At 48.3% G+C, this 24485-nt stretch carries 22 protein-coding genes and 1 tRNA gene; 14 read left to right on the top strand and 9 right to left on the bottom strand.

Annotation, left to right across the window (positions count from 1 at the left end; all coding sequences use genetic code 11):
• Window positions 1–182: 182 nt before the first annotated feature.
• The 4 genes from CF168_RS16970 to CF168_RS16985 all read left to right on the top strand — a co-directional run bounded on the left by CF168_RS16970 (window position 183) and on the right by CF168_RS16985 (window position 4467).
• Window positions 183–2267 carry a M13 family metallopeptidase gene (locus CF168_RS16970; protein WP_089068430.1) on the top strand — a complete coding sequence of 695 codons (2085 nt, stop codon included), beginning with the start codon at window positions 183–185 and terminating at the stop codon, window positions 2265–2267.
• 193 nt (window positions 2268–2460) lie between these two features.
• Window positions 2461–3246 (top strand): RelA/SpoT domain-containing protein, encoded by a 786-nt coding sequence (locus tag CF168_RS16975; protein ID WP_089068431.1) that lies wholly within the window; start codon window positions 2461–2463, stop codon window positions 3244–3246.
• A gap of 271 nt (window positions 3247–3517) precedes the next feature.
• On the top strand, window positions 3518–3925 hold the full coding sequence (locus tag CF168_RS16980) for an SMI1/KNR4 family protein (RefSeq protein ID WP_089068432.1): 408 nt from the start codon (window positions 3518–3520) through the stop codon (window positions 3923–3925).
• A gap of 41 nt (window positions 3926–3966) precedes the next feature.
• The gene (locus tag CF168_RS16985; RefSeq protein WP_011623924.1) at window positions 3967–4467 is read left to right on the top strand and encodes a DUF4447 family protein; all 501 of its coding nucleotides are present in this window, start codon (window positions 3967–3969) and stop codon (window positions 4465–4467) included.
• A 72-nt stretch (window positions 4468–4539) separates the two neighbouring features.
• Here the strand turns inward: CF168_RS16985 and CF168_RS16990 are convergent, their stop codons facing one another.
• Window positions 4540–5169 (bottom strand): glutathione S-transferase family protein, encoded by a 630-nt coding sequence (locus tag CF168_RS16990; RefSeq protein ID WP_089068433.1) that lies wholly within the window; start codon window positions 5167–5169, stop codon window positions 4540–4542.
• Between the two features lie 117 nt (window positions 5170–5286).
• The gene (locus tag CF168_RS16995; RefSeq protein ID WP_089068434.1) at window positions 5287–7872 is read right to left on the bottom strand and encodes a TonB-dependent receptor plug domain-containing protein; all 2586 of its coding nucleotides are present in this window, start codon (window positions 7870–7872) and stop codon (window positions 5287–5289) included.
• A 199-nt stretch (window positions 7873–8071) separates the two neighbouring features.
• Between CF168_RS16995 and CF168_RS17000 the strand changes: the two genes are divergently transcribed.
• The 4 genes from CF168_RS17000 to CF168_RS17015 all read left to right on the top strand — a co-directional run bounded on the left by CF168_RS17000 (window position 8072) and on the right by CF168_RS17015 (window position 12555).
• Window positions 8072–8614, top strand: a complete 543-nt coding sequence (locus CF168_RS17000; RefSeq protein ID WP_011625253.1) for a PH domain-containing protein — start codon at window positions 8072–8074, stop codon at window positions 8612–8614.
• A gap of 83 nt (window positions 8615–8697) precedes the next feature.
• Window positions 8698–9984, top strand: coding sequence for an Nramp family divalent metal transporter (locus tag CF168_RS17005; protein WP_089068435.1), 1287 nt, complete (start codon window positions 8698–8700; stop codon window positions 9982–9984).
• A 150-nt stretch (window positions 9985–10134) separates the two neighbouring features.
• Window positions 10135–10599 carry a DUF1456 family protein gene (locus CF168_RS17010; protein WP_041412549.1) on the top strand — a complete coding sequence of 155 codons (465 nt, stop codon included), beginning with the start codon at window positions 10135–10137 and terminating at the stop codon, window positions 10597–10599.
• Window positions 10600–10866: 267 nt separating this feature from the next.
• Complete coding sequence (locus CF168_RS17015) at window positions 10867–12555, top strand: NAD-dependent malic enzyme (RefSeq protein ID WP_086902015.1); 1689 nt, start codon at window positions 10867–10869, stop codon at window positions 12553–12555.
• Between the two features lie 66 nt (window positions 12556–12621).
• On the opposite strand, the gene CF168_RS17020 is transcribed toward CF168_RS17015, so the two are convergent.
• Window positions 12622–13056 (bottom strand): DUF3069 domain-containing protein, encoded by a 435-nt coding sequence (locus CF168_RS17020; protein WP_011625248.1) that lies wholly within the window; start codon window positions 13054–13056, stop codon window positions 12622–12624.
• Between the two features lie 24 nt (window positions 13057–13080).
• Entirely contained in the window at window positions 13081–13608 is a 528-nt protein-coding gene (locus CF168_RS17025) for a phosphatase PAP2 family protein (protein WP_086902014.1), read from the bottom strand.
• Between the two features lie 156 nt (window positions 13609–13764).
• On the opposite strand from CF168_RS17025, the gene CF168_RS17030 reads away from it, so the two are divergent.
• On the top strand, window positions 13765–15663 hold the full coding sequence (locus tag CF168_RS17030) for a GGDEF domain-containing protein (RefSeq protein WP_089068436.1): 1899 nt from the start codon (window positions 13765–13767) through the stop codon (window positions 15661–15663).
• Here the strand turns inward: CF168_RS17030 and CF168_RS17035 are convergent.
• Window positions 15660–16475 carry a substrate-binding periplasmic protein gene (locus CF168_RS17035; protein ID WP_089068437.1) on the bottom strand — a complete coding sequence of 272 codons (816 nt, stop codon included), beginning with the start codon at window positions 16473–16475 and terminating at the stop codon, window positions 15660–15662. The two genes, CF168_RS17030 and CF168_RS17035, sit on opposite strands and share 4 nt — an antisense overlap.
• A 161-nt stretch (window positions 16476–16636) precedes the next feature.
• Here CF168_RS17035 and queG point away from each other — a divergent pair, with 161 nt between their 5' ends.
• Window positions 16637–17812: a tRNA epoxyqueuosine(34) reductase QueG gene (queG, locus tag CF168_RS17040; protein WP_089068438.1), complete on the top strand. Its 1176-nt coding sequence runs from the start codon at window positions 16637–16639 to the stop codon at window positions 17810–17812.
• Window positions 17813–17829: 17 nt separating this feature from the next.
• Here the strand turns inward: queG and CF168_RS17045 are convergent, their stop codons facing one another.
• Window positions 17830–18609 carry a TOBE domain-containing protein gene (locus CF168_RS17045; RefSeq protein ID WP_089068439.1) on the bottom strand — a complete coding sequence of 260 codons (780 nt, stop codon included), beginning with the start codon at window positions 18607–18609 and terminating at the stop codon, window positions 17830–17832.
• Window positions 18610–18811: 202 nt separating this feature from the next.
• Here CF168_RS17045 and modA point away from each other — a divergent pair, with 202 nt between their 5' ends.
• Genes modA through modC form a run of 3 tightly spaced genes read left to right on the top strand, consistent with a single transcriptional unit; the run spans window position 18812 to window position 21413 of the window.
• On the top strand, window positions 18812–19597 hold the full coding sequence (gene modA, locus CF168_RS17050) for a molybdate ABC transporter substrate-binding protein (RefSeq protein WP_089068440.1): 786 nt from the start codon (window positions 18812–18814) through the stop codon (window positions 19595–19597).
• Complete coding sequence (gene modB / locus CF168_RS17055) at window positions 19597–20334, top strand: molybdate ABC transporter permease subunit (protein WP_089068441.1); 738 nt, start codon at window positions 19597–19599, stop codon at window positions 20332–20334. The genes modA and modB overlap by 1 nt, the downstream gene beginning before the upstream one ends.
• Window positions 20328–21413: a molybdenum ABC transporter ATP-binding protein ModC gene (modC, locus tag CF168_RS17060; RefSeq protein ID WP_089068442.1), complete on the top strand. Its 1086-nt coding sequence runs from the start codon at window positions 20328–20330 to the stop codon at window positions 21411–21413. The genes modB and modC overlap by 7 nt, the downstream gene beginning before the upstream one ends.
• 72 nt (window positions 21414–21485) lie before the next feature.
• Here modC and CF168_RS17065 read toward each other — a convergent pair.
• A tRNA-Leu gene (locus CF168_RS17065) sits at window positions 21486–21572 on the bottom strand.
• 152 nt (window positions 21573–21724) lie between these two features.
• Complete coding sequence (locus CF168_RS17070; RefSeq protein WP_089068443.1) at window positions 21725–23314, bottom strand: bacteriohemerythrin; 1590 nt, start codon at window positions 23312–23314, stop codon at window positions 21725–21727.
• A 312-nt stretch (window positions 23315–23626) separates the two neighbouring features.
• Here CF168_RS17070 and CF168_RS17075 point away from each other — a divergent pair, with 312 nt between their 5' ends.
• The gene (locus CF168_RS17075; protein ID WP_011715898.1) at window positions 23627–23758 is read left to right on the top strand and encodes a DUF3149 domain-containing protein; all 132 of its coding nucleotides are present in this window, start codon (window positions 23627–23629) and stop codon (window positions 23756–23758) included.
• A gap of 113 nt (window positions 23759–23871) precedes the next feature.
• Here CF168_RS17075 and CF168_RS17080 read toward each other — a convergent pair whose 3' ends face one another.
• Complete coding sequence (locus CF168_RS17080; RefSeq protein WP_086902005.1) at window positions 23872–24483, bottom strand: superinfection exclusion B family protein; 612 nt, start codon at window positions 24481–24483, stop codon at window positions 23872–23874.
• Between the last annotated feature and the right edge of the window lie 2 nt (window positions 24484–24485).

The following is a 24485-nucleotide window of genomic DNA, read 5'->3' on the forward strand; positions in this document are numbered from 1 at the left end:
AATTCAACCATGGTAATTTTTAGTTACAACTGACGGATAATAAATCCGGCTGAAAAAGTGTAATCACCTTGTTTAGATTCCCACTAAAGCATTAACATACGTAGCGTTGCGCCTGAAGCAATCCCATTTTGCAGCTAAACAGGCCCAGAGATGGGCACAATAACAAATTCGAAGGAAACGACATGAGAAAAGTACTCATTGGGGGACTGTGTGCCTCACTCATCGCGGGCCTCACTGCCTGTAATGACAAACCCGCTGAAGTTAAAGCGCCAGAAACCACTAAAACCGCCACTGCTGCCGCTGTGACTAAAGTATTAGGTTCAGGTATCGAATTTGAAAACTTCGATAAATCAGTGCGTCCACAGGACGACTTCTATGAATATGTTAACGGCGCTTGGCTGAAGAAAGCCGAGATCCCAGCCGATCGCACTAGCATTGGTGCCTTCTACGATCTGCGTGAAAAATCCCGTGATGACGTTAAAGCCATTATCGAAGAAGTCGCTGCAACGCCAAATCTGGTCGAAGGCACTGACGAGCAAAAAGTGGCTGACCTTTACCGTTCATTTATGGACACAGCAACGCTAAACAAGCTAGGCGTGACGCCACTGAAAGGCGAGTTTGATGCCATCAACGCCTTAAAAGATAAAAACGAGCTGGTAAAATACTTCGCCCACAGCCAAATCATGGGTGCGGGTACGCCAATGGCTTTCTACATCGATATCGATGCAAAGAACTCTAGCCGTTACGCGACTCACCTGTATCAATACGGCCTAAGCCTGCCAGAAAAAGACTACTACTTTAACGAGTCAGAGCGTTTCGTTAATATTCGTAAGGCTTACCTTGCCCATATCGAAAAAATGTTCACTCTAGCCGGTCTTGCCAATCCAAAAGCCAGCGCAGAATCTATCCTCGCACTCGAAACTGCGATTGCCGCTAAACATTGGGATGTGGTTGAAACCCGCGACAGCACTAAATCCTATAACCTGTACCAAGTTAAAGATCTGCCAAGCTTAGCGCCAGATATCGACTGGACAGGCTACTTAACGACATTAGGTGCAGACAAGCAAACCGACATTATCGTTAACCAACCAAGCTATATCCAAGGCCTGAACGAAGTGCTTAAAACCACCGATTTGGCCACTTGGAAAACCTACATGCAATGGCAAGTGCTGACCCACGCGGCAAGCAACTTGAGCGAAGAGTTAGACAACGAGAACTTTGCCTTCTTCTCTAAAACCCTGAACGGTCAAGAAGAACAAGAGCCACGTTGGAAGCGCGGTGTTGCGGCAGTCAACGGCGTATTAGGTGAAGTGGTAGGTAAAGTGTACGTGAAGCGTCACTTCGCACCAGAAGCCAAAGAACGCATGCAAGCACTGGTTGAAAACCTGCGCGGCGCCTACGGTGACAGCATCAAAGATCTGACTTGGATGAGCGATACAACGAAGCAAGCTGCTGCTGAAAAATTAGCAAAATTCAACCCTAAAATTGGTTATCCAAATAAGTGGGAAGATTACAGCAAGCTGACCATCAAAGCCGATGATTTGATTGGTAACGCGGTTCGCGCAAGCGAAGTTGAGCACGCTAAGTCACTGGCTAAGTTAGGCGCGCCAATCGATAAAGACGAGTGGCACATGACCCCACAAACGGTTAACGCCTACTACAACCCAACCATGAACGAAATCGTGTTCCCAGCTGCAATTCTGCAACCACCTTTCTTCAACATGGAAGCGGATGATGCCGTCAACTACGGTGGTATCGGTGCGGTTATCGGTCACGAAATGGGCCATGGTTTTGACGACCAAGGCGCTAAGTTCGACGGCGAAGGCAATATGCGTGACTGGTGGACAGAGAAAGACTTAGAAGAATTCTCTGCCCGTGGTAAGGCGTTGATCGCACAATACGATGGTTACTATGTGTTTGACGATCTGCACGTGAACGGCAGCCTGACCTTAGGCGAAAACATCGGTGACTTATCGGGCGTGACTATCGCTTACCGTGCGTACAAAAAGTCGCTAAATGGTAAAGAAGCACCGGTTATCGACGGTCTGACTGGCGACCAACGTTTCTTCATCGGCTTCACGCAAATTTGGCGTGCAAAAGCCAAAGAAGAAGCCCTGCGTAACCGCGTAGCGACAGATCCACACTCACCAGCGGAATTCCGTGCACTGGGTGCGCTATCTAACATGCCTGAGTTCTACACCACCTATGATGTGAAACCAGGTGATGCTATGTACATAGCACCAGAGAAACGCGTGAAAATTTGGTAATCCCAAATTAATTCAAGACAGTAGTAAATAAACCCAATAGCGCCGCTCACAAGAGCGGCGCTATTTTTTTAGGCGCGAAAAATGTGAGCCCCAAAAATGAACAAGTCTTCATTATTGATTCAGCTTTAATTAAGCCACTCCAGCCTATGGTATCCCAGTGATGTGTATCACTCCCATAAGGAAGTAGGCCGTTATGAATAAGTTATTTCGTACCTTTTTTATCTTTCTACTCTTATTATCGACCCGCACAGGCGTAGCCAATCCTTTAGATATCAATGACAGCAGAGCCGAACGCGGTAATTACAGTGCAAGACAGGCTCAAAGCCATGATCTGCATGGTCTTTATGCGCTAAACACTCAAACCTTCGACACCCCACGTCAAGCTTCGGCCTGTTTAGACAACTTATATTCCAATGCCCACGCGGCCCAAAATGAACTCGCAAGCCTGCTGCAGACAGTGGCCGCCAGTTCACAGGCGCAGGTGATTTTGCCTGACGTAAAAAGTTATCAACGCGCCGCCGAGAAGGTCGCCACCAAATTTAATGGGGATGCAAGCCAGATCACCGACCTTGCCCGCGCCAGCATCGTCAGTAACAGTATCTCCGAGCTGATGCAAAGCTATTACGCCTTAAGCGAGCAAGCTCAGGTCGTGAAACAGAAAAACCGTTTCGCCGAGCCTAAAGCCTCAGGTTATCGCGACCTTAACTTACTGGTACGTTTGCCCGAAAGCGGCATGATTGCTGAGGTCCAATTACACCTTAAGGATATTGCCGACATCAAAAGCGGCCCAGAACACAAGGTTTACGAACAGGTTCAACAGATTGAGGCGAACGCGATCAAACAGCAACGGGGGTTAAGTGAGTTTGAAACCGCGCAGATCGCTAAGCTGCACCAAGAGTCACATAAGCTGTATCACAAAGCTTGGCTTAACTATAAACGCGTCGATGAAGGACTACTGCTCACTAACTCAGTAGCTTAATCACCTGTTTGTTTAATTGTTTAATTGTTTAATTGTTTAATCGCTTTACCGTTTAGCTCTGTACCACTTCCACTGTTGCGCTGGCTATTTGTGAAAACAGATGCCAGCGCTTTTTTATGGCGTAACACCAGACTCAACCCGAAGCGTCACTGCTGCAAATACGCAAACTAAAGCCGAACTATCCCTACTACAAGCTCACCGCCCTTCCCTCGCATCCAGCCTTGTTTCCCTATATAATCCCGCGCCATAAGGCGACCCTTAAGGAAATTCCATGCACGACATTATTGAGCAACTCCAAGAACGCAGCGAAACCGTGCCTGTACCACTCGAGTTACCGACATTCGAGCAGTTAGTGGAGGTTGAGGAACAGATTTTGATCCCGCTGCCACGGGAATTAAAGGAATACCTACTCCATGCCAGTGATGTGATTTATGGCGCGATTGAGCCTGTGACTGCAGCCGATCCCTATTCACACACCTATTTACCCGAAGTCACCTGCTATGCTTGGTCAATCGGCTTGCCAAGGGACTTAATCGCCATCTGCCAATTGGGCGATGACTTTTACTGTATCGATCAGGATGGCCAAGTTCACTTCTGGCAAAACGGTGACTTTACCGATATTTATTGGGAATCCTTCTGGGAATGGGTCGAAGATATTTGGCTTAAAAACAAATACTGATTTTACCAAGATTTTATTTTTATCAACTTGAGAACCGCATTATGTCTAAAAATATTGGCTTGAACGCCATCGAAATGAGCTACTTACGCCAATCACTCAGCCTCAGTGCGGCTCAAGTAGGACAACTGACCAACCACAGCGAAGCCGATGTATTAGCCTGGGAAAATGCTGAAACACAGGCACCTGAACTGGCGCAGAAAAAGCTATTAGATCTCGATGATATTATCGAGATGCAAGTGCTCAATACCACTGACGGCATCGAAGCCTTATTTAAGAAAGAGCCTAAGCGTCACTTGGCCTTCGTGGTGTATCCAACCCAAGCCGTTTACACCCAATATAACCCTGAATTTTTAAGCTCGCTGCCGTTAACTGAGCTGTACAATACGGCGGCATGGCGCATTAAGAAAGAATGTAAACTGGTGCTCGAAGTGGATGTTAGCTTAGTCAATCTCGATGTCGAAGCCTACAAGGCATTCCGAGAGCAAAATGGGTTAAGCGAAAGCCGTGAAAGCCGCGCCAAATGGGCGGCGACTCAGCTATAAACGCTAAACGACTTAAGCAAAAAGGGCAGAAGTAAATCTTCTGCCCTTTTGTTTTTTATCGTTTAGTGCCAATTACGCCTGCGCTGCGTTGGCCACGGCTTCCATTTTGGCGAGTGCCGATTTACGCGAAGGACGCGCCGCTATTCTATCGCGATACGCCGCCAATTTAGGCGGGATCTGCTGCTCAAATAAGGTGCCCCACATCAGTGTATGCGCCAGCAGAATATCGGCAACCGATAAGGTGTCGCCAAGTAAAAAGTCACTATCGGGCAGCATAGCTTCAGCCAAGGCCGCCGCCTTATCAAACTCCCACACAGCGCAGGGCATGATAGAAGGATGACGCTGCGCTTCCGGCAGCGCAAATTTATGCTTACCTAGGGTCCATAGAGGCTGCTCGAGTTCGGTAATAATAAAGCTCACCCATTGATGATGCAGACCCGATCCCGCACTGCCCGCTTCAGGTAACAAGTTGCCAAACTTCTCCGCCAGATACAGGCAAATGGCCGCAGACTCAGACAATACAAGATTATCGTCGGTTAACACTGGCACTTTGCCGCAGGGATTGAGCGCTAAGAACGCGGCACTACGGTGCTCGCCCTTATTCATATCCACAAACGAAAAGGCCCATTCTGCGTCTAACTCTTCTAACACCCAAGCGACTCGTAATGCACGGCTACGGGGCATGCCATATAAGGTGATCATATTAACGTCCTTTTAGTGATGACTGATTAACGAGAACGAAGATACACTGTGTCGCGGCAGAGTAAAATACAAAAACGGCGCCGAAGCGCCGTTTCCAATGACTCAGCCAATGACTCGTTAGAAGTTCATTGTCAGTTTGGTGTAGATATAACGTCCCATTGGGTTGTGTACAGAAATCACATAACCATAGAGGTCGGTATCGCCGTCACCAATCGCAAACGGTGGCTCTTCATCGAACACGTTGTTCACGCCTAATGTCAGCTTAAACATCTCGTTGAAACGGTAACTACCTGACATATCAACTAATAACTGCGCATCAACCATGCGAGACTTGTTAGTTTCGAAGTCTAATACGCCGTCAAAGTCGATATCCGGAGTATCTTCGAACTCACCGATGTAGCTCAGGTTTACGTTGGCGGCGAAGTTATCCATTGTCCAATTCGTGGTGAGTAACCAGCGATGTTGTGGGAACTTGTACTCGCCTGTGTAATCGAGACCGTCTTTTTCGAAGTTATGTAGGTAGCTGTACTCTAGGCCAAACTTCAAATCACCAAAGCTATCTAGCTCAAGACCATAGTGGGTTGACAGGTCAACACCCTGCACATCCTGCGAGCTTAAGTTGATAAAGCTTGAGTGAATAATGCTGATGGGACCTAAGGTTTGACCCGCTTGCGGTGCTAAACGCTCACACACTGTGCTGTTTTGATCGTTACAGTTTGCAGTGTAGATATCGCCCAATGGCTGCTTATCGATCTTGTTATCTTGCGTGATGCTGTAAACATCGAACCCGATATCAAACTTCTGGCTTGGCGCCCAGATAAGTCCAAGGTTCCATGTTTCTGACTCTTCGGCATCCAACTCAGAGTTACCTTGGAATTCAGTGTTATAGTCGAGCGCTTCACAATCCACACCATCGGCGGCGCAGCGATAAGTATCGATAAAGAAGCTACTTTCGCGTGATGGGCCTAAACCGATTTGTGCTAATGAAGGCGCGCGGAAACCCGTTGACCAAGAACCACGGCTCGTCAGCTCATCGGTGATGCCCCATTGGAACGCCACTTTAGGGTTAGTGGTTGAACCAAAATCGCTGTAGTGGTCGTAGCGACCCGCGAGTTGCAGCTCAAAGTTATCCGTGACAGGAATAGAGAACTCCACATAACCTGCGTATTGGTCACGGGAGGCCGCAGCTGAAACCGCTTCAGTACCGAAAATCAGTCCACGTTGGAACTGTTCATCCGGCACGTCGCTGACACTTTCTTCACGGTATTCCACACCCGCAGCCATCATAATATCGCGATCCGCCAGCGTGAACGCTTGGCCAGAAATGTTCGCCGCGTAAGACGTCATGCTCGATAAACCTTGGCGAACTAGGCTAGTGGTAATCGCATCGATCACATCCTGCGAGTTCATGGTGCCGCCAAAGGGATTGTAGCGACCCGCATCGATCTCAGCTTGCAGGTAATCGGTTCTGACCCAACCTTGAGTACGATCGCCCGTTTGAGTCGATTCACTGCGGCCGCGTTGTACCGAGGCTTCCCAATCCCACTCTTTAATCGTGCCACGTAAACCCGCTACTAAACGCAGGGTGTCGGACTCGATATCCCAACGACGTGCGCCCGCATCCACAGTACGGAAACGACCGATTTCAATATCTTTGCCCCAAGGATTATTTGGGTGAGTGCCTGGCACAGTTAAGGCCGCATCTTCATCCAAAGGTGTTGGCGCACCACCCGCAATTGAAGAGTTATGTTGCGCGGCTAACTCGAGGAACGCGGTTAAATCGTCATTGAAATGGTAATCGAATTGACCAATAGCCCCGATACGCTCAGCCTCAGGGATCACTAAGTTGTATGGACCATAGTCAAATAAACAGCTGCCGCTGGCCGTTGCACGATCGGGCGGACAGGATGGATCGATTGTCTTCACGCCATCAACATAAAAATAACCGGGGAAACCGCGTGAGGAACGGAAATCTTCACCACCGTAAGGGCTTTGATCGGCTGTGCCAAAACGGCCCAAATCGGTTGCCGCTAAGGTATCGTTTTTAAAATAGTCGAGAATAACCGACGCACTGCCCTTTTCGGACTTCACGCCCCAAACGATACTTGCCGTGGTTTCATCGTAACCCGTACCCGGGGTGTCGCCGTAACCTAAGTTAACCTCAATCCCTTCGATGTCTTTTTTCAAGACGATGTTAACTACGCCCGCAATCGCATCGGAACCGTAAATCGCCGATGCACCATCTTTCAGAATATCAATGCGTTCAATTGCCGAGACCGGAATGTTGTTAATGTCGACGAAGGAGTTAGTGATACCTTCGGCAAAGGCACTTGCCGCAACACGGCGACCGTTAATCAATACCAGAGTGGCGTCAGGGCCTAAGCCACGCAAACTGATTGAAGCACCACCGTTTGCGGTCGAGTCTTGGCTGTTCCCACGGGTAGAGAAAGCGCCAGCACCGTTGGCAGGCATACGTTCGAGTAACTGCTGCAGGTTGTCAAAACCCATGTTGGCAATATCTTCTTTGCCAATGGATTGAATGGGTGACGGTCCCTCGATATCAGTGCGCTTAATACGAGAGCCCGTTACTTCAATGCGTTCAACTTTGTCAGCGCCGTTATCGGCTGCATAGCTAATACTCGGGGCAAATGCCATTGCGATCGCGATAGCACAAGCACTGGGTAGAATCTGAGGTCTTTTCATTTACATTCCCTAATCTTCATTTGTTAAATTTATTTTACTTTTATTAAACTAATTTTTAACACGACCAAGGTAATCGGTTGTAAAACAAAGTCAATGGGGGACTGAAAAAAGTTAAACTTTTGTTACTAACAAAAACCATGTATTTTCCTGCAGAGATCTCTCAAGATAGCGAAATGGAACATTGGCATTGAGGAAGAACATGCAAGAACAAACAATTCATGAAGCCCAATTTGAAGATAATTTAGGTTTGTACTGGTTACTCTCAGGGGCCGCTTACTTCACCTTAAGTATTGTCGGTATTCCCTTGTTATTACTTTGGTTTCCTATTGGGTTATGGGGGACTCGCCGCTACATCAGCAATATGAGTGCACGCTTAACCAGCAAAAAGCTGATCGTGCGCAGAGGCATATTAACTCGCACAGAAAATACGGTTCCCTTAGATAAAATTACCGATATCGCCCTCATTCAGGGGCCGATTATGCGCCTGATGGGATTACATAAACTCACTGTAGAAACCGCAGGACAATCGGGCGCTGGCGCCTTAATTAGTCTGGTTGGTATAGTCAACGCCCCCGATTTTAGGGCGCAGATTTTGGAGCAAAAAGAACGCTTAAGTGAGGCACATACCACCAGCGAGACGAGCGCTCCCACAGAAGATAACGCAATGTTGACCCAACTTGTGGAAATGACGGCAAGCTTAAAACGCATCGAAGCCCTACTCGCCTCAAAATACAATTCTTAACAGTTAACATCGCGACTTAACGGCTTAGATAGCTCAGTATCGAGCAAACCATTTCCAACGGATAAGGAAACACCCAGCGTATTATGGCGACTTCTCAAGTAAAACCTCTCCCCATGAATTGGACAGCCCAACTGGCCCTCGGCATAAAAGCCATGGGACCCGGTGTATTAATGGCCGCCGCCGCGATTGGGGCTTCACATTTAGTGTCATCCACCCGCGCCGGTGCAGAATTTGGCTGGCAACTCGCCTGGGTGATTCTGGGAGTAAACTTGCTGAAATACCCCTTCTTTGCCGCAGGTGCACGTTACACCGCTGCAACGGGTGAAAGCCTGCTGCATGGTTATCTTAAACAGGGCCGAGGTTATCTGTGGTTATTCACTGGCCTCAATGTGATTGCTTCCATCGCCAGCACCGCGGGGGTTTGCATGTTAACCGCCGCCATGCTCACCCAGTTTATCCCTCTGCCTATTGATGTGTTGGCGTTATTGGTGCTGATAAGTTCGTTGTTGTTATTGATTTTAGGGCACTATTCATTGTTGGACAGGCTGACGAAGATCATCATGTTCGCCCTGACACTCACCACCTTAATCGCCGTCGCCTTGGCATTGGATCATGTAAAACCGCTTGAAAGCCAGTTTGTCTCCCACTCACCTTGGCAGTGGGCCCATGTGGGATTCTTGGTCGCCATGATGGGTTGGATGCCAGCACCAATTGAAGTCAGCGCATGGAATTCGCTGTGGTTATTGGAAAAACAAAAGACATCACCCGTTACCCCCGCCCAAGCCATCTTAGACTTCAACTTAGGCTATATCGTCACCGCCCTGTTAGCTGTGGTCTTTTTGGCCTTAGGTGCGCTGGTGATGCATGGCAGTGGTGAGCACTTTTCCGACTCTGGTGCCAAATTTGCGAACCAATTAATCAACTTATATAGCCAAGTCATGGGTGGTGAAAGCCGCTATTTGATAGGCATAGTGGCGTTTTTATGTATTTTCAGCACCACTGTCACTGTCATCGATGGCTATAGCCGAACCTTGAACATGGGCTGGCAACTGCTCTCACGCGCAGCAGTCAGCGAAACCCAATCGGACAAACGCCTAACGGGCATCATGCTCAGCGTAAGCGCATTAGGATTATTGCTCATCCTGTTTTTCAAGGGCGCCCTGCTGCCACTGCTGGAATTTGTGATGATTTTGGCTTTTATGACTACAGTTGTTTTTGCATGGCTAAACTATCGCTTAATGACTAGCACCCAACTGCCAGCGGCTCATCGTTATGGCACAAAAATGAAAGGCCTCTCTTGGATAGGATTAAGCTATTTGCTTATTTTTGCAGTGCTTTTTATTTACTGGTATCTAGCCGTTAACGTTTAGTTTTACTCATTTAAGCATGAGCCCTCAGCGAGGGCTCATGCTCTACTGTGCCACTTGCTCATCCATACTAGACTTTCCTGCTTTTCTGTTACTTTGAGTATATAATGTCTGCTCTTAAACCAGACAGCGCAGCCGCGCCTAGAGATGACCATGATTAACAATGATATTTTGCGCCGTTTGCGCTTCGTGTTTGATTTCAACAATGCCAAAATGATTAAGATCTTTGCCAAAGTTGGAAGAGAAGTGCCTACCGAAGAGATGATTAGTCTGCTGCGCAAAGAAGAGGAAGAAGGCTATAAGGCCTGTAACGACACGACCCTATGTCAGTTTTTAGATGGTCTTATCATCGAAAAACGCGGTCTACGTGAAGGGGCTGAAATCCCAAAGCCAGTATCAAAATTAAACAATAACTTAATCTTCAAAAAGTTACGTGTTGCCCTCGAAATGCGTGAAGAAGATATTATGGCCACCTTAGCGCTCGCCGAAGTGCAGATGTCTAAGTCTGAGTTAAGCGCACTGTTTCGCAACCCAGATCATAAAAACTTCAAAGCCTGTGGCGACCAGATCCTGCGTAACTTTATCCGTGGCTTATCACTAAAATATCGCGGTGTTTAATCTCCCAAATTGCTTAACCCCAGAAACGCAGCCTAGGCTGCGTTTTTTGTTTTAATAGCGCCTTAAACAGCCATTTACACGGCAAAAGCATTTACAACCAATTAACAGAAGCATGTTTTAAACGGCCAGATTGGCGCCTGCTGCAAAAAAAGCCACAAATAGCGCACGACACAGGCAACAAAGATCACATTTCATGATAACCTTACGTGACTTACAGCACGTCTCAAGCACGTACCGAACCATTAAACAATAACTCAAAGGTTACCCATGGACGATAATAAACGCCCCCTCTATCTTCCGTTTGCAGGACCTGCCATTCTTGAAGCTCCCTTAATTAACAAGGGCAGTGCATTTTCGGAAGAAGAGCGTATTTTCTTTAACCTCGAAGGCTTAGTACCCTACGCCATTGAAACCATTGAAGAACAGGCTTCACGCGCCTACGATCAGTTCAGAAGTTTCAATAACGATCTCGATAAGCACATCTATCTGCGCAACATTCAAGACACCAACGAAACCCTGTTTTATCGTTTAGTGCAAAACCACATCAGCGAAATGATGCCAATTATCTACACCCCGACGGTAGGTTTGGCCTGTGAGCGCTTCTCGAAAAACTATCGCCGTAACCGTGGTCTGTTCATCTCTTACCCGAATAAGGATAGAATCGACGACATCCTCAATAACTCGACTCGCCAAAAAGTAAAAATCATCGTTGTGACCGACGGTGAGCGCATCTTAGGCTTAGGCGACCAAGGTATTGGCGGCATGGGGATCCCGATTGGTAAATTGTCGCTCTACACCAGCTGTGGTGGGATCAGCCCCGCATACACACTGCCAATTACCTTAGACGTAGGTACCGATAATCCACAGTTGCTGGAAGATCCTATGTACATGGGTTGGCGCCATCCACGTATTGGCGGCGAAGAGTATGCCGAGTTTATCGAAGCCTTTATGCAAGCTGTGCATGTACGTTGGCCAGATACACTGATCCAATTCGAAGACTTTGCCCAAAAGAATGCGATGCCAATCCTTGAGCGTTATAAGGATCGCTACTGCTGCTTTAACGATGACATTCAAGGTACCGCCGCCGTGACTGTGGGCTCGTTACTCGCCGCCTGTAAAGCCGCGGGCACTGAGCTCAACAAACAACGCATCGCCTTCTTAGGTGCCGGTAGCGCAGGTTGCGGTATTGCCGAAGCTATCGTTGCACAAATGGTGTCTGAAGGGATCAGCGACGAGCAAGCACGCAGCCAAGTCTGCATGGTTGACCGTTGGGGTCTGCTGCTCGACAACATGCCTAACCTGTTGCCATTCCAACAAAAATTGGCTCAAAAATGTGCAGATATCAGCAACTGGAATAACTTCAGCGACAATATTTCACTGCTCGATGTGGTCAATAACGCTAAGCCAACGGTGCTGATTGGCGTATCGGGCGCACCGGGTCTGTTTACCGAAGAAATTGTTCGTGCAATGCATAGCCACTGCGAACGTCCAATTATCTTCCCACTGTCGAACCCCACCAGCCGTGTTGAAGCGACGCCAAAAGACATTCTGCACTGGACGTCTGGCCAAGCCTTAGTGGCAACGGGTAGCCCGTTTGAACCTGTTGTTGTCGATGGCGAGACCTATGAAATCGCACAATGTAACAACAGCTTTATCTTCCCAGGTATTGGTTTAGGTGTACTCGCCTCGGGTGCTCGCCATGTCTCCGATGCGATGTTAATGGCATCGAGCCGCGCGCTCGCCGAATGCTCACCGTTAGCCATTAATGGCTCAGGACCACTCCTGCCAAAACTGGAAGATATTCACTCAGTAAGTAAGCACATTGCGTTTGCCGTCGGTAAAGTGGCAATTGAGCAAGGATTATCCTTGCCTGCGAGTGATGAGCTGCTGATGCAATCTATCGAAGATAATTTCTGGAAGCCAGAGTACCGTCGTTATAAGCGTACGTCTTTCTAATATCAGACATTATTCCAATAAAAAGCCCGTCAATCGACGGGCTTTTTATTGAGTCAAACTCACAGCTTAAGGCGCCATCACCTGTTTAAAGCTGTTGAGCATAGAACGGTCTGTACGCGCTTTCTTTAATTTCCGCACGCACTCTTTCAGTGACTCATCGGCTAAGCGACCGAAAATACCGTTGTACTCATTCTCATTGATGGCCTCATCGGTATCGGCCTGCTCAGAAATCTCCTGGGCGACACGGCTAAGTTGCAACCACGCATTGGCAATATAAAAACCGTGGAACTCAGCCTGCGGCATTAAATTACGCGCACTGGCGGGTAATGCTTCCCAAGCGGTGGCAAATTTGTCTTCGCGATCGAGTAACAACTCGGCACATAAACCTTGGTAAGCCGCTAACAGGCTCTCTGGCATTTTTGCCATAGGTAGCACTTTATTGGCAACATTGTGGGAAATCCGCTCGGCGGTTTCACGATACTCAACTGATACTTCAGCCATAATTACTCTCTTATCCTAAGCGGCTTAAAATTGGCCACTAATATATAAACCATAGACCCCATTATGGGCCAAAGGTGTCACTGTGATCCCTTTATAGGGCTCAGTAAAATACCAACCCGCCAGTGCGCCAATGGCTGCGCCTGCGAGCACATCTTCTAAATAGTGCTTATCACTCTCGACTCGGGTGTAGCCCACATAAGTCGCAGCAAGATAGGCAGGCAGACCATATTGCCAGCCATAACGCTGCTGAATAAACGTGGCCGCCATAAAGCTGTCCGAGGTGTGCCCTGACGGAAAAGAATCATCACCACTGCCATCGGGTCTATCCTTACTGACACCCAATTTAAGCCCTTCGACTATGACTCGGCTCGAGACGGCGGCCTTAAGTAATTGCCACGATCCCTCATTCCCATCCTCATAGAATAGGGTCGCGCCCAAAGCCGTCGCAGGCAGGAGTAGATGAACCACATCGCCCGAGGTTTCGATATCATCCGAGTTTGCCCAACTCGCTCCCGTAAACAGCAACAGGACGGCACAGAGTAATTTTTTCAAGGGTTTTCCTTATTGGGTGAGATCCAAGGCGACGTTTATACCTTGATAGCGGAATGAATGCAAAAATTGCAAACTTTACATGTAAACAATACGTAAAAAGTTTATGCTAAGATAATGATTAGCTATCTGTTTCAGCGCTAACGGGAAACCTCATACTTGCAACATTACCTTCGATATTTAGCCATTTGTCTTATGCTGCTGATAGGCACGCATAGGGTTGCTATTGCCGAGGGACAAGCACAGGTCGATCAGATTTTTGCATTATTCGATAGCGGTGAAGCCATGACCCGTGAATCTATCGAGCAAAACCTATCACTGCTGGAAAAGCTCATTTCGAGTGATGATGTTGAGCGCATCGAAAAACTGAATCTGCTCAAATGCTGGAATCAGCCTTTTGAGACCGAAGAGGATGTGTTGCACTCGCTTCAGCACATTGAACAGACAATGGCACAGATCCCGCCAAACGCATCACCGCATTTTCTTACCGACTTTACTCTCTGCCATGCTTGGTTTTTACAGCAAAAGGGCGATATTAATGGCGCCATGTCGGGTTATACCAAAAGTATTCAGAGCGCCTATGAGCATGAAGATATTAGACTCATTGCCGATGCTCGCAGTCTGCGTGGAGCCTTATATTCCTACATTGGGGATTTTTCTGAGGCGCTGGACGATTTAGTGACCGCACAGGGGCTGTACGAGTCCTTGAACTTAACGGGTTGGGCAAATGTCAATTTAGCGGATATTGCCACCAGCTTTAGGCGTTATGGCGACCCTGAGAGTGCGATTAAATACTACAATAAACTCAAAGAGTTTTACTCCCAAAAAGGCAATAAGGAACAAGTTGCCAACGTCACTTCCGACATTGGGATTGCCTTAGATGAAATGGGCGAACATGAGCGAGCGATTGAAAGCTTTCGTTTTAGCTATCAGTATTTTAAAGAACACAAATACCCTCTTATTGCCGCGATCAACGCGACCAATATTGCCTATAGCCTTATTCAGTTAAATCGCCTCAATGAAGCCGAAACCTATTTAAAGGAAGCGGCGCAGGAAATTACCGATAAAGAACCGAGCGCCTACAGCTTTATGAAGCTGTTTATGGCGAAAATTCGTTATCAACAGGGACGCTATCAAGAAGCGCTGGATGAACTCGCCGCCGCAGAAATTGCATTCCGTGTGATGCACAATGATCGCGGCCTCATCCAACTATTACAGCTTAAGAGTGATATCCATGCGGCCATGGGCGATCTACCTTCGGCCTACCAAGAGCTACAGCAATTTATCGCCTTGACGAAAAAGGTGGATGATAGCTCCTCAGCACACCAAACGACTGAATTAAAGGTAAAGTTTGATACTAGTTGGATCGAATCTGAAAACAAACGCTTGCTCGATAATCAAAAATTGAAGGAGCAAGAGTTAGCACTGCTCGAGAAAAATAAATCATTGCAACTGATTATCCTGCTGCTCACGGGCTGTATTTTGGCAATTGTGTCACTCTTTGCCTACAAGCAAGTGCACCGTAACCGCCACCTACAGACCATAGCCTTAACCGATTATCTGACTCAATTACCCAATCGCAGGCACATCTATGCCCAAGCGGAACTGTATTTTCAGCAGGCGATAAAACAAAAAACACCATTCTCTGTGATCATTTTCGATGCGGATCATTTTAAAAAGATTAACGATAATTTCGGCCATGAAATTGGTGATCAAGCCTTGCTGACCATAGCCCAAGCCAGCCAAGCATTAACCGCGGACCGCAATCTCATCGGCCGGATTGGCGGTGAGGAGTTTTTAATCCTCTTACCCAATACCAACGCAGAGCGCGTTTGGGAGCTGGCACACGAGTTACAAACCTTAATCACTCGTTATGGTGCCATTAATTTGCCCGTAGAGTTAAAGCTAACTGTAAGTGCCGGAGTGGCTACTTTAAATACCGAATTAGGCAAACAAGATGATAGCTTTGCGCGCTTGCTTAAGCGTGCGGACAACGCCCTTTACGACGCCAAAAACGCAGGAAGAAACTGCGTTAAAGCCGCTAAAATGGCCGACTAACCTACGGTTTTTCGGTGCCAAAAGATGTGATGCTCGAGGGGCGGCGGCAAAGCGCCAAACCATTTTTGATATAGCCGAGCAAAATCCCCCGATTCTTTGAGCTTTTCTAACTCAGCTTGCCAACGTTGCACAGTATCGGCAGAGGTTCCTTTTGAGAATGCCAGATAAAGATGGATTTCGGCGATGACATACACAGGTTTGATGTCCGACTCCTTAGCACCGATATCTTGCAGTATATGCTTGACCGCCAAATCGGCCTGACACCAGAATCGCACCCGTGAAAACAACAACTGTTTTGCCGATTGCTGCGGAAAACTCGCCACTAATAACGCATCGATACCCTGCTGTTGCAGCAGCTGCGCGCCGATAGACTCCCGATAAACACCGACAATCCCCGCCGCACTCACTTCAGATAATTGATTGATGCTAATAGGATCGTCAGCTCTGGCGTAGAGGGTAATTTTACTGGTCGCTATGGGGCCAATAAAATCGAAATGGCTTTCCCGTTCATCACTGATGGAAGTGGCGAAAAGCAACACATTCGGCGCAGAGCTCGCAATCGAGTATGCTCGCGCCCAAGGTAGCACCTCAATTTTCTCCTGCTGTCCAAGGCGGGGCTGCAGCAGATTAACCAGTTCCCCCCCAAAGCCTGTCGGCACCCCATCTTGCTCGAAGCTCATGGGAGGCCAAGCTTCTGTCACTAACCGCACCGTCTCGGTTGCTGCTTCTGTTGCCGCAAAGCTAAGCCCTGAATAGCCTAAGCCCATGCACAGTAGCAGGCGATAACAGTGTTTGCTGAGGGTGGACAACATAGGCAAGACCGAAGAGGAAACTTACTATCCATCATAGATCTAATTTACACACGGAAGAAAGCAAATTAAGGATTTGGCTAAATCCCCTTGGAACGACACTCGTCCCTAGTGGCATAAAACTGCTATCATAGCGCCATCTTATTAAGCCCAATGCCGCTTCCATGTCGATCACCACTCCTAGCAATATTCCCGATGCCGCCACCCTATCCCGTCTCGCTTTACAAATTAAGCATTGGGGAAAGGCGCTCGGATTTGCCCAAATAGGGATTTGCGACACCGACTTAACCGCAGAAGAAGCTAAATTGCAGACTTGGTTAGATAAGGGGTATCACGGGGAAATGGGTTACATGGCCACACACGGTATGATGCGTGCCCGCCCCCACGAGTTGCACCCAGGCACAGTTCGAGTGATTTCGGCTCGGATGGATTATTTGCCGCCGGAGGCGGGGTTTGCCACTAACTTAGCCTCGCCGAATATGGGCTATATCTCGCGTTACGCAGGCGGCAGGGATTACCACAAACTCATCCGTGCCCGCTTAAAAAAGCTGGGCGATCAAATCAGTAGCGAGCTTGTCGCCTTGGGGTTTGATGCCGCCGACTTCAGGCCCTTTGTCGATTCGGCCCCAGTGCTGGAACGTCCACTCGCCGAAAAAGCCGGCATAGGTTGGACTGGTAAGCACTCACTTATCCTTAATCACGATGCGGGCAGTTGGTTCTTCCTTGGGGAATTGCTGATCAACCTACCCTTACCCGTAGACATTCCAATCCAAGAAGACTGCAACACCTGCGTGGCCTGCATCACTTCCTGCCCGACAGGCGCCATAGTCGAGCCTTATACCGTGGATGCACGGCGCTGTATTTCTTATCTGACAATCGAATTGCAGGGTGCCATTCCCGAGGAGTTTCGCCCCTTAATGGGAAATCGCATTTACGGTTGTGACGATTGTCAGTTGGTGTGCCCGGTCAATCGCGAGGCGCCGCTGACTCAGGAGAGTGATTTCCACATTCGACCTAAACTCAAGCAGCCTGAACTGCTCACCTTGTTTGCGTGGAGCGAAACCGAGTTTCTTAAACAGACCGAAGGCAGCGCCATTCGCCGTATTGGTCATCAGCGCTGGCTACGCAATATCGCCGTCGCCCTAGGCAATGCGCCGAGTTCGCCGCAAATCATCGCCGCCCTTGAACAACGTAAAGCCCAAGCAGATGTCGATGAAATGGTGAAAGAACATATCGACTGGGCCCTAGCGCGGCAACATGCGGGCGGCTCACAAGCCAATAACCGTAAAACGGAGCGACTGGTTCGGGTCATTCAAAAAGGCTTACCACGGGATGCCTAGCACCCTCGCTGCGAGCTTTAATTCATACTGGCAACAATCACTTGTGTGGCATCAAAACAGGCAAAACAAGGCTCACCAACTTTGAGCGTTTGAATATCGGCCAGTGGCATCACCGAATAGATAATCTCTTTAGCGCCAATCTCTATCGCTAACTCAGCCTTATCGGCCAGTTCGGTCACACTCAGTAAGTGCCCACTGACGCAGTTTTGCCCCGCGCTCTGGCAAGCATCACGACTGGCCGTCACCGCTGGCGCCTTAAACAACAATAGAATCGATTGGTCCAAGGCTAACTGCAGACGCTCAAAACTAGCATGGGTCACTGAGATTTGGATCTGTTGCCCACCCGCCAATGTCACCTTCAGGCTGTCATTCAAACCGAGTGGCTCAATGCTGTGGATACGTCCCGTTAATTGGTTGCGAGCACTGGTTTTAAGGGAGAAATGCGCCATCACATCCAACAAACTGTGCATATCGACCGAATCATCCAGCAACGCAGACAGCGCCATTTCCTGCACCTGCGAGGTGATGGAATACACCTTAAGTAAACGCTCACCAAACTCGGTCAGTTTGGCACCACCACCGCCCTTACCCCCCTTTTCGCTGCTGACGACGGGCTCGGGCATAGTGGTATTCATCTCATTTATCGCATCCCACGCGGCCTTATAGCTGATCCCCGCCAACTTCGCGCCCTGGCTGATAGACCCAGTGTTAGCCACTTGGCGCAGCAAAGCTATCCGCCGAGGATTGGCGAAGGGTTTGTCCCCCAATGACAATGTCAGTAGTGCGTGTAAGTCCATGTTCCTGCGCGCCTTAGCTTAAGTGAATGCTATTGTCCCCGATCAATCTTGAGATACCAATACGTACGGTCGGAATTCTCCGCCGAGGTATTAGCGTTTTCGCCAATAAACCGAGCCGAGATCACTAATTTACGCATCGGGACTTGAATGATCGATATATAGATTGGTATATAACGATCACTTTTTATCACGGAGGAACACCATGAGCTCGCTCAAACACTTTTTGCGTTTTACCACAGCCTCAGTCGTTGGCTTAGCCCTCAGTTGCAGCATCAGCTTTGCCGCAGACAAAGAACAAGTGACGGTGTTTGCCGCCGCATCCCTCACGAATGCGCTTAATGAGATTGGCCAGCAGTACGAAAAAGAACATCAAACGAAAGTGATTTTCTCCTTTGCCTCCTCCTCAACGCTCGCCAAACAAATCGCTAATGGTGCGCCCGCCGATCTGTTTATCTCCGCCAACCAAAAATGGATGGATTACCTCGTCGAGGCCAAGGCGGTCAATGCCGATAGCCGCATTACCCTGTTAAAAAATACCTTAGTGCTGATTGCAGAAAAGAGCAGCCCAGTAAACCAAGTCACACTGAACAGCGATTGGGATATTAAGGCCGCGGTCAATGGCAGCCGTTTAGCGGTGGGCGACCCTGACCATGTCCCAGCCGGACAATACGCCAAGCAAGCGCTTGAAAACCTGAATCTTTGGAAAACCGCCGAGCCACTACTGGCGAGAGCAAACAATGTCCGCGCCGCTCTAGCATTAGTGGAACAGGGCGAAGCCCCGCTCGGTATCGTTTACTCGACCGATGCCAAAGTCGCTCAAAAGATTAAAATTGTGGCGACCTTCCCCGCGACTAGCTATAGCCCGATAGAATATCCCAGCGCCTTAACGAAGCAGGAATCCACCGCCAGCGCTAAAGACTTTAATCAATACCTTCAAGGCCCTAGCGCCACAGCAGTATTTGAAAAATATGGCTTTGGAGTGAACTAGTGCTGAGTGATGTTTTATTAAGTGGTTCGCTGTTTGGCGGGCCACTGCTCAGCGAATACGAAACCGCCGCGCTGCTGCTGAGCCTCAAAGTCTCGGCGGTTGCCGTGCTGGCCAGCTTACCCTTAGGCATTTTATGCGCTTGGTTGCTGGCGCGCGTGGAGTTTCCCGGTAAGGCTATCTTCGACAGTATCCTGCATCTCCCATTGGTGTTGCCGCCCGTGGTGGTGGGTTACCTGCTACTCATCAGCATGGGGCGTCAGGGCGTCATCGGGCAGTGGCTATACAACTGGTTTGGGTTAAGTTTTAGCTTTAGCTGGCGCGGCGCGGCACTCGCCGCCGCAGTGGTCTCCTTTCCTTTAATGGTCAGAGCCATACGTCAATCCTTCGAAACCGTTGATATTCGCCTCGAACAGGCGGCGCGCACTTTGGGAAGTAGTCGCTGGCGAGTATTTTTGACCATCACCCTGCCACTCACCTCGCCCGGCATAGTCTCAGGAATGATCATAGCCTTTGCCCGCAGCCTTGGGGAATTTGGCTCGACCATCACCTTCGTCTCCAATATTCCCGGCGAAACTCGCACCATTCCGCTGGCCATGTATTCCTTTATCGAAACACCGGGAGCGGAATATCAGGCTATGCGCCTGTGTATCATCTCGATAGTGATAGCGCTGGCCTCCTTACTCGCCTCCCAATGGCTCACTAAAAAGGCCCTCAAAAGAACGGCAAGTGTATGTTAAACATCAATATTGAAAAACAACTCGGCCAACTACAACTCAAGGTGAACACCCAATTACCATTACAGGGCGTCATCGCCGTATTCGGCCGCTCGGGAGCGGGCAAAACCTCCTTAGTGAATTTACTCGGCGGATTAACCACACCGGATAAAGGCGAGATTAGCCTTGGCGACACACTATTGTTCAAGCATAAAACCGTTAATCTGCCCCCTGAAAAACGCCGAATTGGCTATGTATTTCAAGAAGCTAGGTTATTTCCCCATTACAGTGTGAAGGGCAATCTCACCTATGGGATGCGTCATAAAACGCCTGAATTGTTTGATAAAGTGGTCTCGCTACTGGGCATAGAAAAGCTCTTAAACCGCTATCCCAGCACGCTCTCCGGCGGCGAAAAACAACGGGTTGCCATTGGCCGTGCCCTACTCACCTCACCACAAATGCTGCTGATGGATGAGCCCTTAGCCTCCCTCGATTTACCACGAAAACGCGAATTGTTGCCTTACCTACAAACCCTAGCGCAGGAATTAAAGCTGCCGATCGTCTATGTGAGCCACAGCTTGGATGAAATCCTACAACTTGCCGACCATATGTTGGTGTTGCATCAAGGAAAAATGATCGCCCAGGGACCGCTAACACAGGTATGGAATAGTGAACAAATGCGTCCCTGGGTGCCATTGCAGGAACTGAGTTCTCTGCTGAGCGCCAGAATCGCCGACAGACATCCTGATTATCCAATGACAAGGCTGTTGATGGACGATGGCAATCAGCTCTGGGTCAGCGGCCAATTGCCCCCCACCCATAAGCAGTTAAAGGTGCGCATTCAAGCGAACCATGTTTCCGTTTGCACAGAGGAACCTAAAGGCTCGAGTATTCGTAACTTACTCAGAGGAAACATAAAAGAGCTCTACCCCAGCGATAATGGCGAGCAAATTCAACTTAAAATTGCCCTAGGTAAAGACGAACTCTGGGCCAACATCACCCCATGGGCTCGAGATGAGTTACAACTAACTCCCGGCAAAAATATCTATGCCCAAATCAAAGGCGTGACAATGACGCAAATGGATATTGCCGAATCCCACTGAGTTGAATATTTGGAGCAGATTTTAGACACAAAAAAACCGACTCTAGGTCGGTTTGTGTCCCTTTGGAAGGGATGGTACCAGAGGACGGACTCGAACCGTCACGCTTTTAAGGGCGGCGGATTTTGAATCCGCTGTGTCTACCGATTTCACCACTCTGGCATTATCAAAATTAGAGCTAACAAAAACAAGCAGCTGGCTCTAAGTGCTGGGAATTATACCTTTGCCTTTGACAATGGCAAGCCCTTTTCAAAGGCAGGGTGGCAAATTAGTTTTAACCGCTCAAAAATCCAACTCTGATAAACCAAGGCTGGTTATTCGGCGCCATGGGCGAGTAAAAATTGGGTGTATTCCTTATCGCTCTTTTGAATATGATTGACTAGCCAAGCTTTTAAAAATGCCATGAGTTCATCGGCGACATCTTCACCTCTAGCTACCCTCTTTTGAAAATCAAGCACTTGACCAACCAACTGAGCATGCTTTTCCTTGTGGGCCACGGTTTGGGGATAGCCAAAACGTGCAAACAATTCTTCTTCATAGGAGAAATGGTTCGCGGTGTAATCCACCAGCCCTTGGACGATACGCTTAATCGCCTCAAGCCCATATGCCTCACTTAACGTCCGGTGTAATTCATTGATTAATGAGACTAAGCGTTGGTGCTGACGGTTAATCTCTGGCATGCCAATATCAAGCTCAGGCCCCCATTTCACGAATAACTTACTTTGGGCTTGGCTCGAATTAAACATCTTGCCATCGACATGGAATCGATGCAGCAGGGAGCCAATTTCCTGCGACATGTTATACACCTTAAGACTGGATAAGTTGGTGTGGTTGGTATGGCGCGCATTTTTTAGGGCAAGATCGGCCATCACGCTGATATTTTTGTTAATTTCTTCGGCAACTGCATGTTGCTCTTCCGAAGCCGTTGCGATTTGGTGGGACATATCGGTAATGCTTTCAACCTGAGTCACTATGTCACCGAGGGCTTGATGGGCTTGCTCCACCATCACGGCGGTTTCGTCGGCAATGGTGACATTCTTAAGCATCACTTCTACGCTCTGCTGCGCGCCCTTTTGCAGCGTGGTAATCTGCTGCTGAATTTCGGCGGTAGCCTCTGAGGTACGTTTAGCTAAGTTACGCACTTCATCGGCGACAACCGCAAAGCCACGGCCATGTTCACCGGCGCGCGCACTCTCAATCGCCGCATTGAGTGCCAATAGGTTTGTTTGCTCCGCGACTTGGGAAATGGTTTCAATGATACTGCTAATGCTATTGGTATCGGCGGCAAGGTGCTCGATAACGCCTTTAGTTTGGTGAATTTGCGATTTCATATCGCTGATTTTATTAACGATAGTACCAATTAAATCATCACCGTGTTTCGCCGAGCCTTGGGCAATATCCGCCGCACGCGCCGTACTGGCGGCATTTTGTGAGACTTCTTGTACGGTGGAGACCATCTGCGTCATCGCCGTTGCGGCCAACTCGGTTTGACGCTCCTGCTCGAGCACGCCCTGTTTTGCCTGTTCGCTGATCGCTTTAATATCGGTCGCGACTTTCTTCATCCACTCACTCGTATCGACGAGGGAGAGAATAGTGCGACTAACATCTTCGCCCATGCGGTTGATACTGTGGACAACCGTGATAAACACACCCGCATCTTTCTCATCGAGCTGATAACTTAAATCCCCATCCCCTAAGTGATGGGCCGCACGCTCTAAGTGCCGTAAGTTACGGATCAACTTGTTAATATTTAAAAAGAGAATCACTGCAAGGGCAATTAAACACAGCGCCGCAATCCAGTGGGCGCTGGTTGCTAAACAATAGAGTGGGTATAAGAGTAAGACCATGGGCGCAAAGATAATACCGTAGCCCATGCTGCCTTTTTGGACACTGATGCCAGCCATTCTTGTCTCCTTCAAAAATGCTATTTTGCTTGCGAGAACAAACTCGTTGGTAACCAACAGATCTTTGTATCATTTAATGATTTTTTCGTACTCGATACTCTTAAGACTAGTCGCGAATGAAACAAGAAACAAAGCCCGAAGGAATGACTTTAGCTGTATTTTACCAAGTGCTAAATTTGAGCCAGATCACAGGGTTAATCTGTAGTTACAACATTGTTTTAAGATGTCGATTTTTTATTGATCGAGATCAGTATTTAAAGCCGCTAAGGGCGCTAGTGTAAGGGGGACTTCACAGGAAAGAGGATTTCAATCATGGCATTTTGGTTAGATTTAATGTTCGGTAACCCAATTGGTTTACTCTCAATGATCGTTATCTTTAGCACTATAGGGATAATTTCTTATATCACTTGGATGTTTATTGTGAAGTCCGCGCAACAATCGTAGTTTTTGCTTCCAAATTGTTATTCTGTTCATTGTAAAAATTGCACGTTGTTATGGGGGTTAATCTAACCCCCATTTTTTGTGCCTGTGATTTCTGCTTTAGTACACAACCCGCATTAAGCGGCGTGTTTACGGCTTTGCACTACCCCATTTAAGAACTGCGGACGCGCTTTAATCAAGTGCTGCATTTCTTCCTGGCTCGGCTCTCCCGCGGGTAAACGCAGTACGCCACGATTCAGATACATGCGTGCCTTCATCGAAATTTTATAATCCGCCGTAGGACCTTGGATCGCATAATGGCGCTCATTGCCTAAACATTCGAGGATGCAGGCATTCAGTAAGCTTTTTACTGCAGGTTCATTTTGCGGCAATGTCAAAATGGTGGCGCCCTGTAAAAAGAACTCCCGCAAGAGGGCTCGCTCAGCACGGTCCATCAGGTTGACCTTAGCTTCAATCGTTTCCGTCACGCGTTTATCACTTAAGTGACGAATCGACTCATCTAAGCCAAGGTTTAATAACTGAGTTAAGAAATAAGCAATTGAAATGATCAGTCCTAGGCCAACGAAATGGGCATGCTCGGGGACGAATTTATCCAGTGCCAACAAGGCGAGCACATTCGATGGGATCGCCAATAACACAGCGCAGCTGACCATTAGCCATAACATGACTCGAAACATCATCTTTTTAGGGCTAAACAATTTCACTGAATCCAGTTTGAGTTTAATCATAA

Source organism: Shewanella bicestrii, from assembly GCF_002216875.1.
GTDB classification, from domain to species: domain Bacteria; phylum Pseudomonadota; class Gammaproteobacteria; order Enterobacterales; family Shewanellaceae; genus Shewanella; species Shewanella seohaensis.

Excerpts from the sequence above, each read along its gene's own strand:
- CF168_RS17020 (WP_011625248.1), bottom strand. The coding sequence starts at position 13,056 with ATGGCTGAAGTATCAGTTGAGTATCGTGAAACCGCCGAGCGGATTTCC.
- CF168_RS17080 (WP_086902005.1), bottom strand. The coding sequence starts at position 24,483 with ATGATTAAACTCAAACTGGATTCAGTGAAATTGTTTAGCCCTAAAAAG.
- CF168_RS16995 (WP_089068434.1), bottom strand. The coding sequence starts at position 7,872 with ATGAAAAGACCTCAGATTCTACCCAGTGCTTGTGCTATCGCGATCGCA.
- CF168_RS17075 (WP_011715898.1), top strand. The coding sequence starts at position 23,627 with ATGGCATTTTGGTTAGATTTAATGTTCGGTAACCCAATTGGTTTACTC.
- CF168_RS16985 (WP_011623924.1), top strand. The coding sequence starts at position 3,967 with ATGTCTAAAAATATTGGCTTGAACGCCATCGAAATGAGCTACTTACGC.
- CF168_RS17015 (WP_086902015.1), top strand. The coding sequence starts at position 10,867 with ATGGACGATAATAAACGCCCCCTCTATCTTCCGTTTGCAGGACCTGCC.
- CF168_RS17045 (WP_089068439.1), bottom strand. The coding sequence starts at position 18,609 with ATGGACTTACACGCACTACTGACATTGTCATTGGGGGACAAACCCTTC.
- CF168_RS16990 (WP_089068433.1), bottom strand. The coding sequence starts at position 5,169 with ATGATCACCTTATATGGCATGCCCCGTAGCCGTGCATTACGAGTCGCT.
- CF168_RS16980 (WP_089068432.1), top strand. The coding sequence starts at position 3,518 with ATGCACGACATTATTGAGCAACTCCAAGAACGCAGCGAAACCGTGCCT.
- queG (WP_089068438.1), top strand. The coding sequence starts at position 16,637 with ATGTCGATCACCACTCCTAGCAATATTCCCGATGCCGCCACCCTATCC.
- CF168_RS17005 (WP_089068435.1), top strand. The coding sequence starts at position 8,698 with ATGGCGACTTCTCAAGTAAAACCTCTCCCCATGAATTGGACAGCCCAA.
- CF168_RS17035 (WP_089068437.1), bottom strand. The coding sequence starts at position 16,475 with ATGTTGTCCACCCTCAGCAAACACTGTTATCGCCTGCTACTGTGCATG.
- CF168_RS17070 (WP_089068443.1), bottom strand. The coding sequence starts at position 23,314 with ATGGCTGGCATCAGTGTCCAAAAAGGCAGCATGGGCTACGGTATTATC.
- modC (WP_089068442.1), top strand. The coding sequence starts at position 20,328 with ATGTTAAACATCAATATTGAAAAACAACTCGGCCAACTACAACTCAAG.
- modA (WP_089068440.1), top strand. The coding sequence starts at position 18,812 with ATGAGCTCGCTCAAACACTTTTTGCGTTTTACCACAGCCTCAGTCGTT.
- CF168_RS17000 (WP_011625253.1), top strand. The coding sequence starts at position 8,072 with ATGCAAGAACAAACAATTCATGAAGCCCAATTTGAAGATAATTTAGGT.
- CF168_RS16970 (WP_089068430.1), top strand. The coding sequence starts at position 183 with ATGAGAAAAGTACTCATTGGGGGACTGTGTGCCTCACTCATCGCGGGC.
- CF168_RS16975 (WP_089068431.1), top strand. The coding sequence starts at position 2,461 with ATGAATAAGTTATTTCGTACCTTTTTTATCTTTCTACTCTTATTATCG.
- CF168_RS17010 (WP_041412549.1), top strand. The coding sequence starts at position 10,135 with ATGATTAACAATGATATTTTGCGCCGTTTGCGCTTCGTGTTTGATTTC.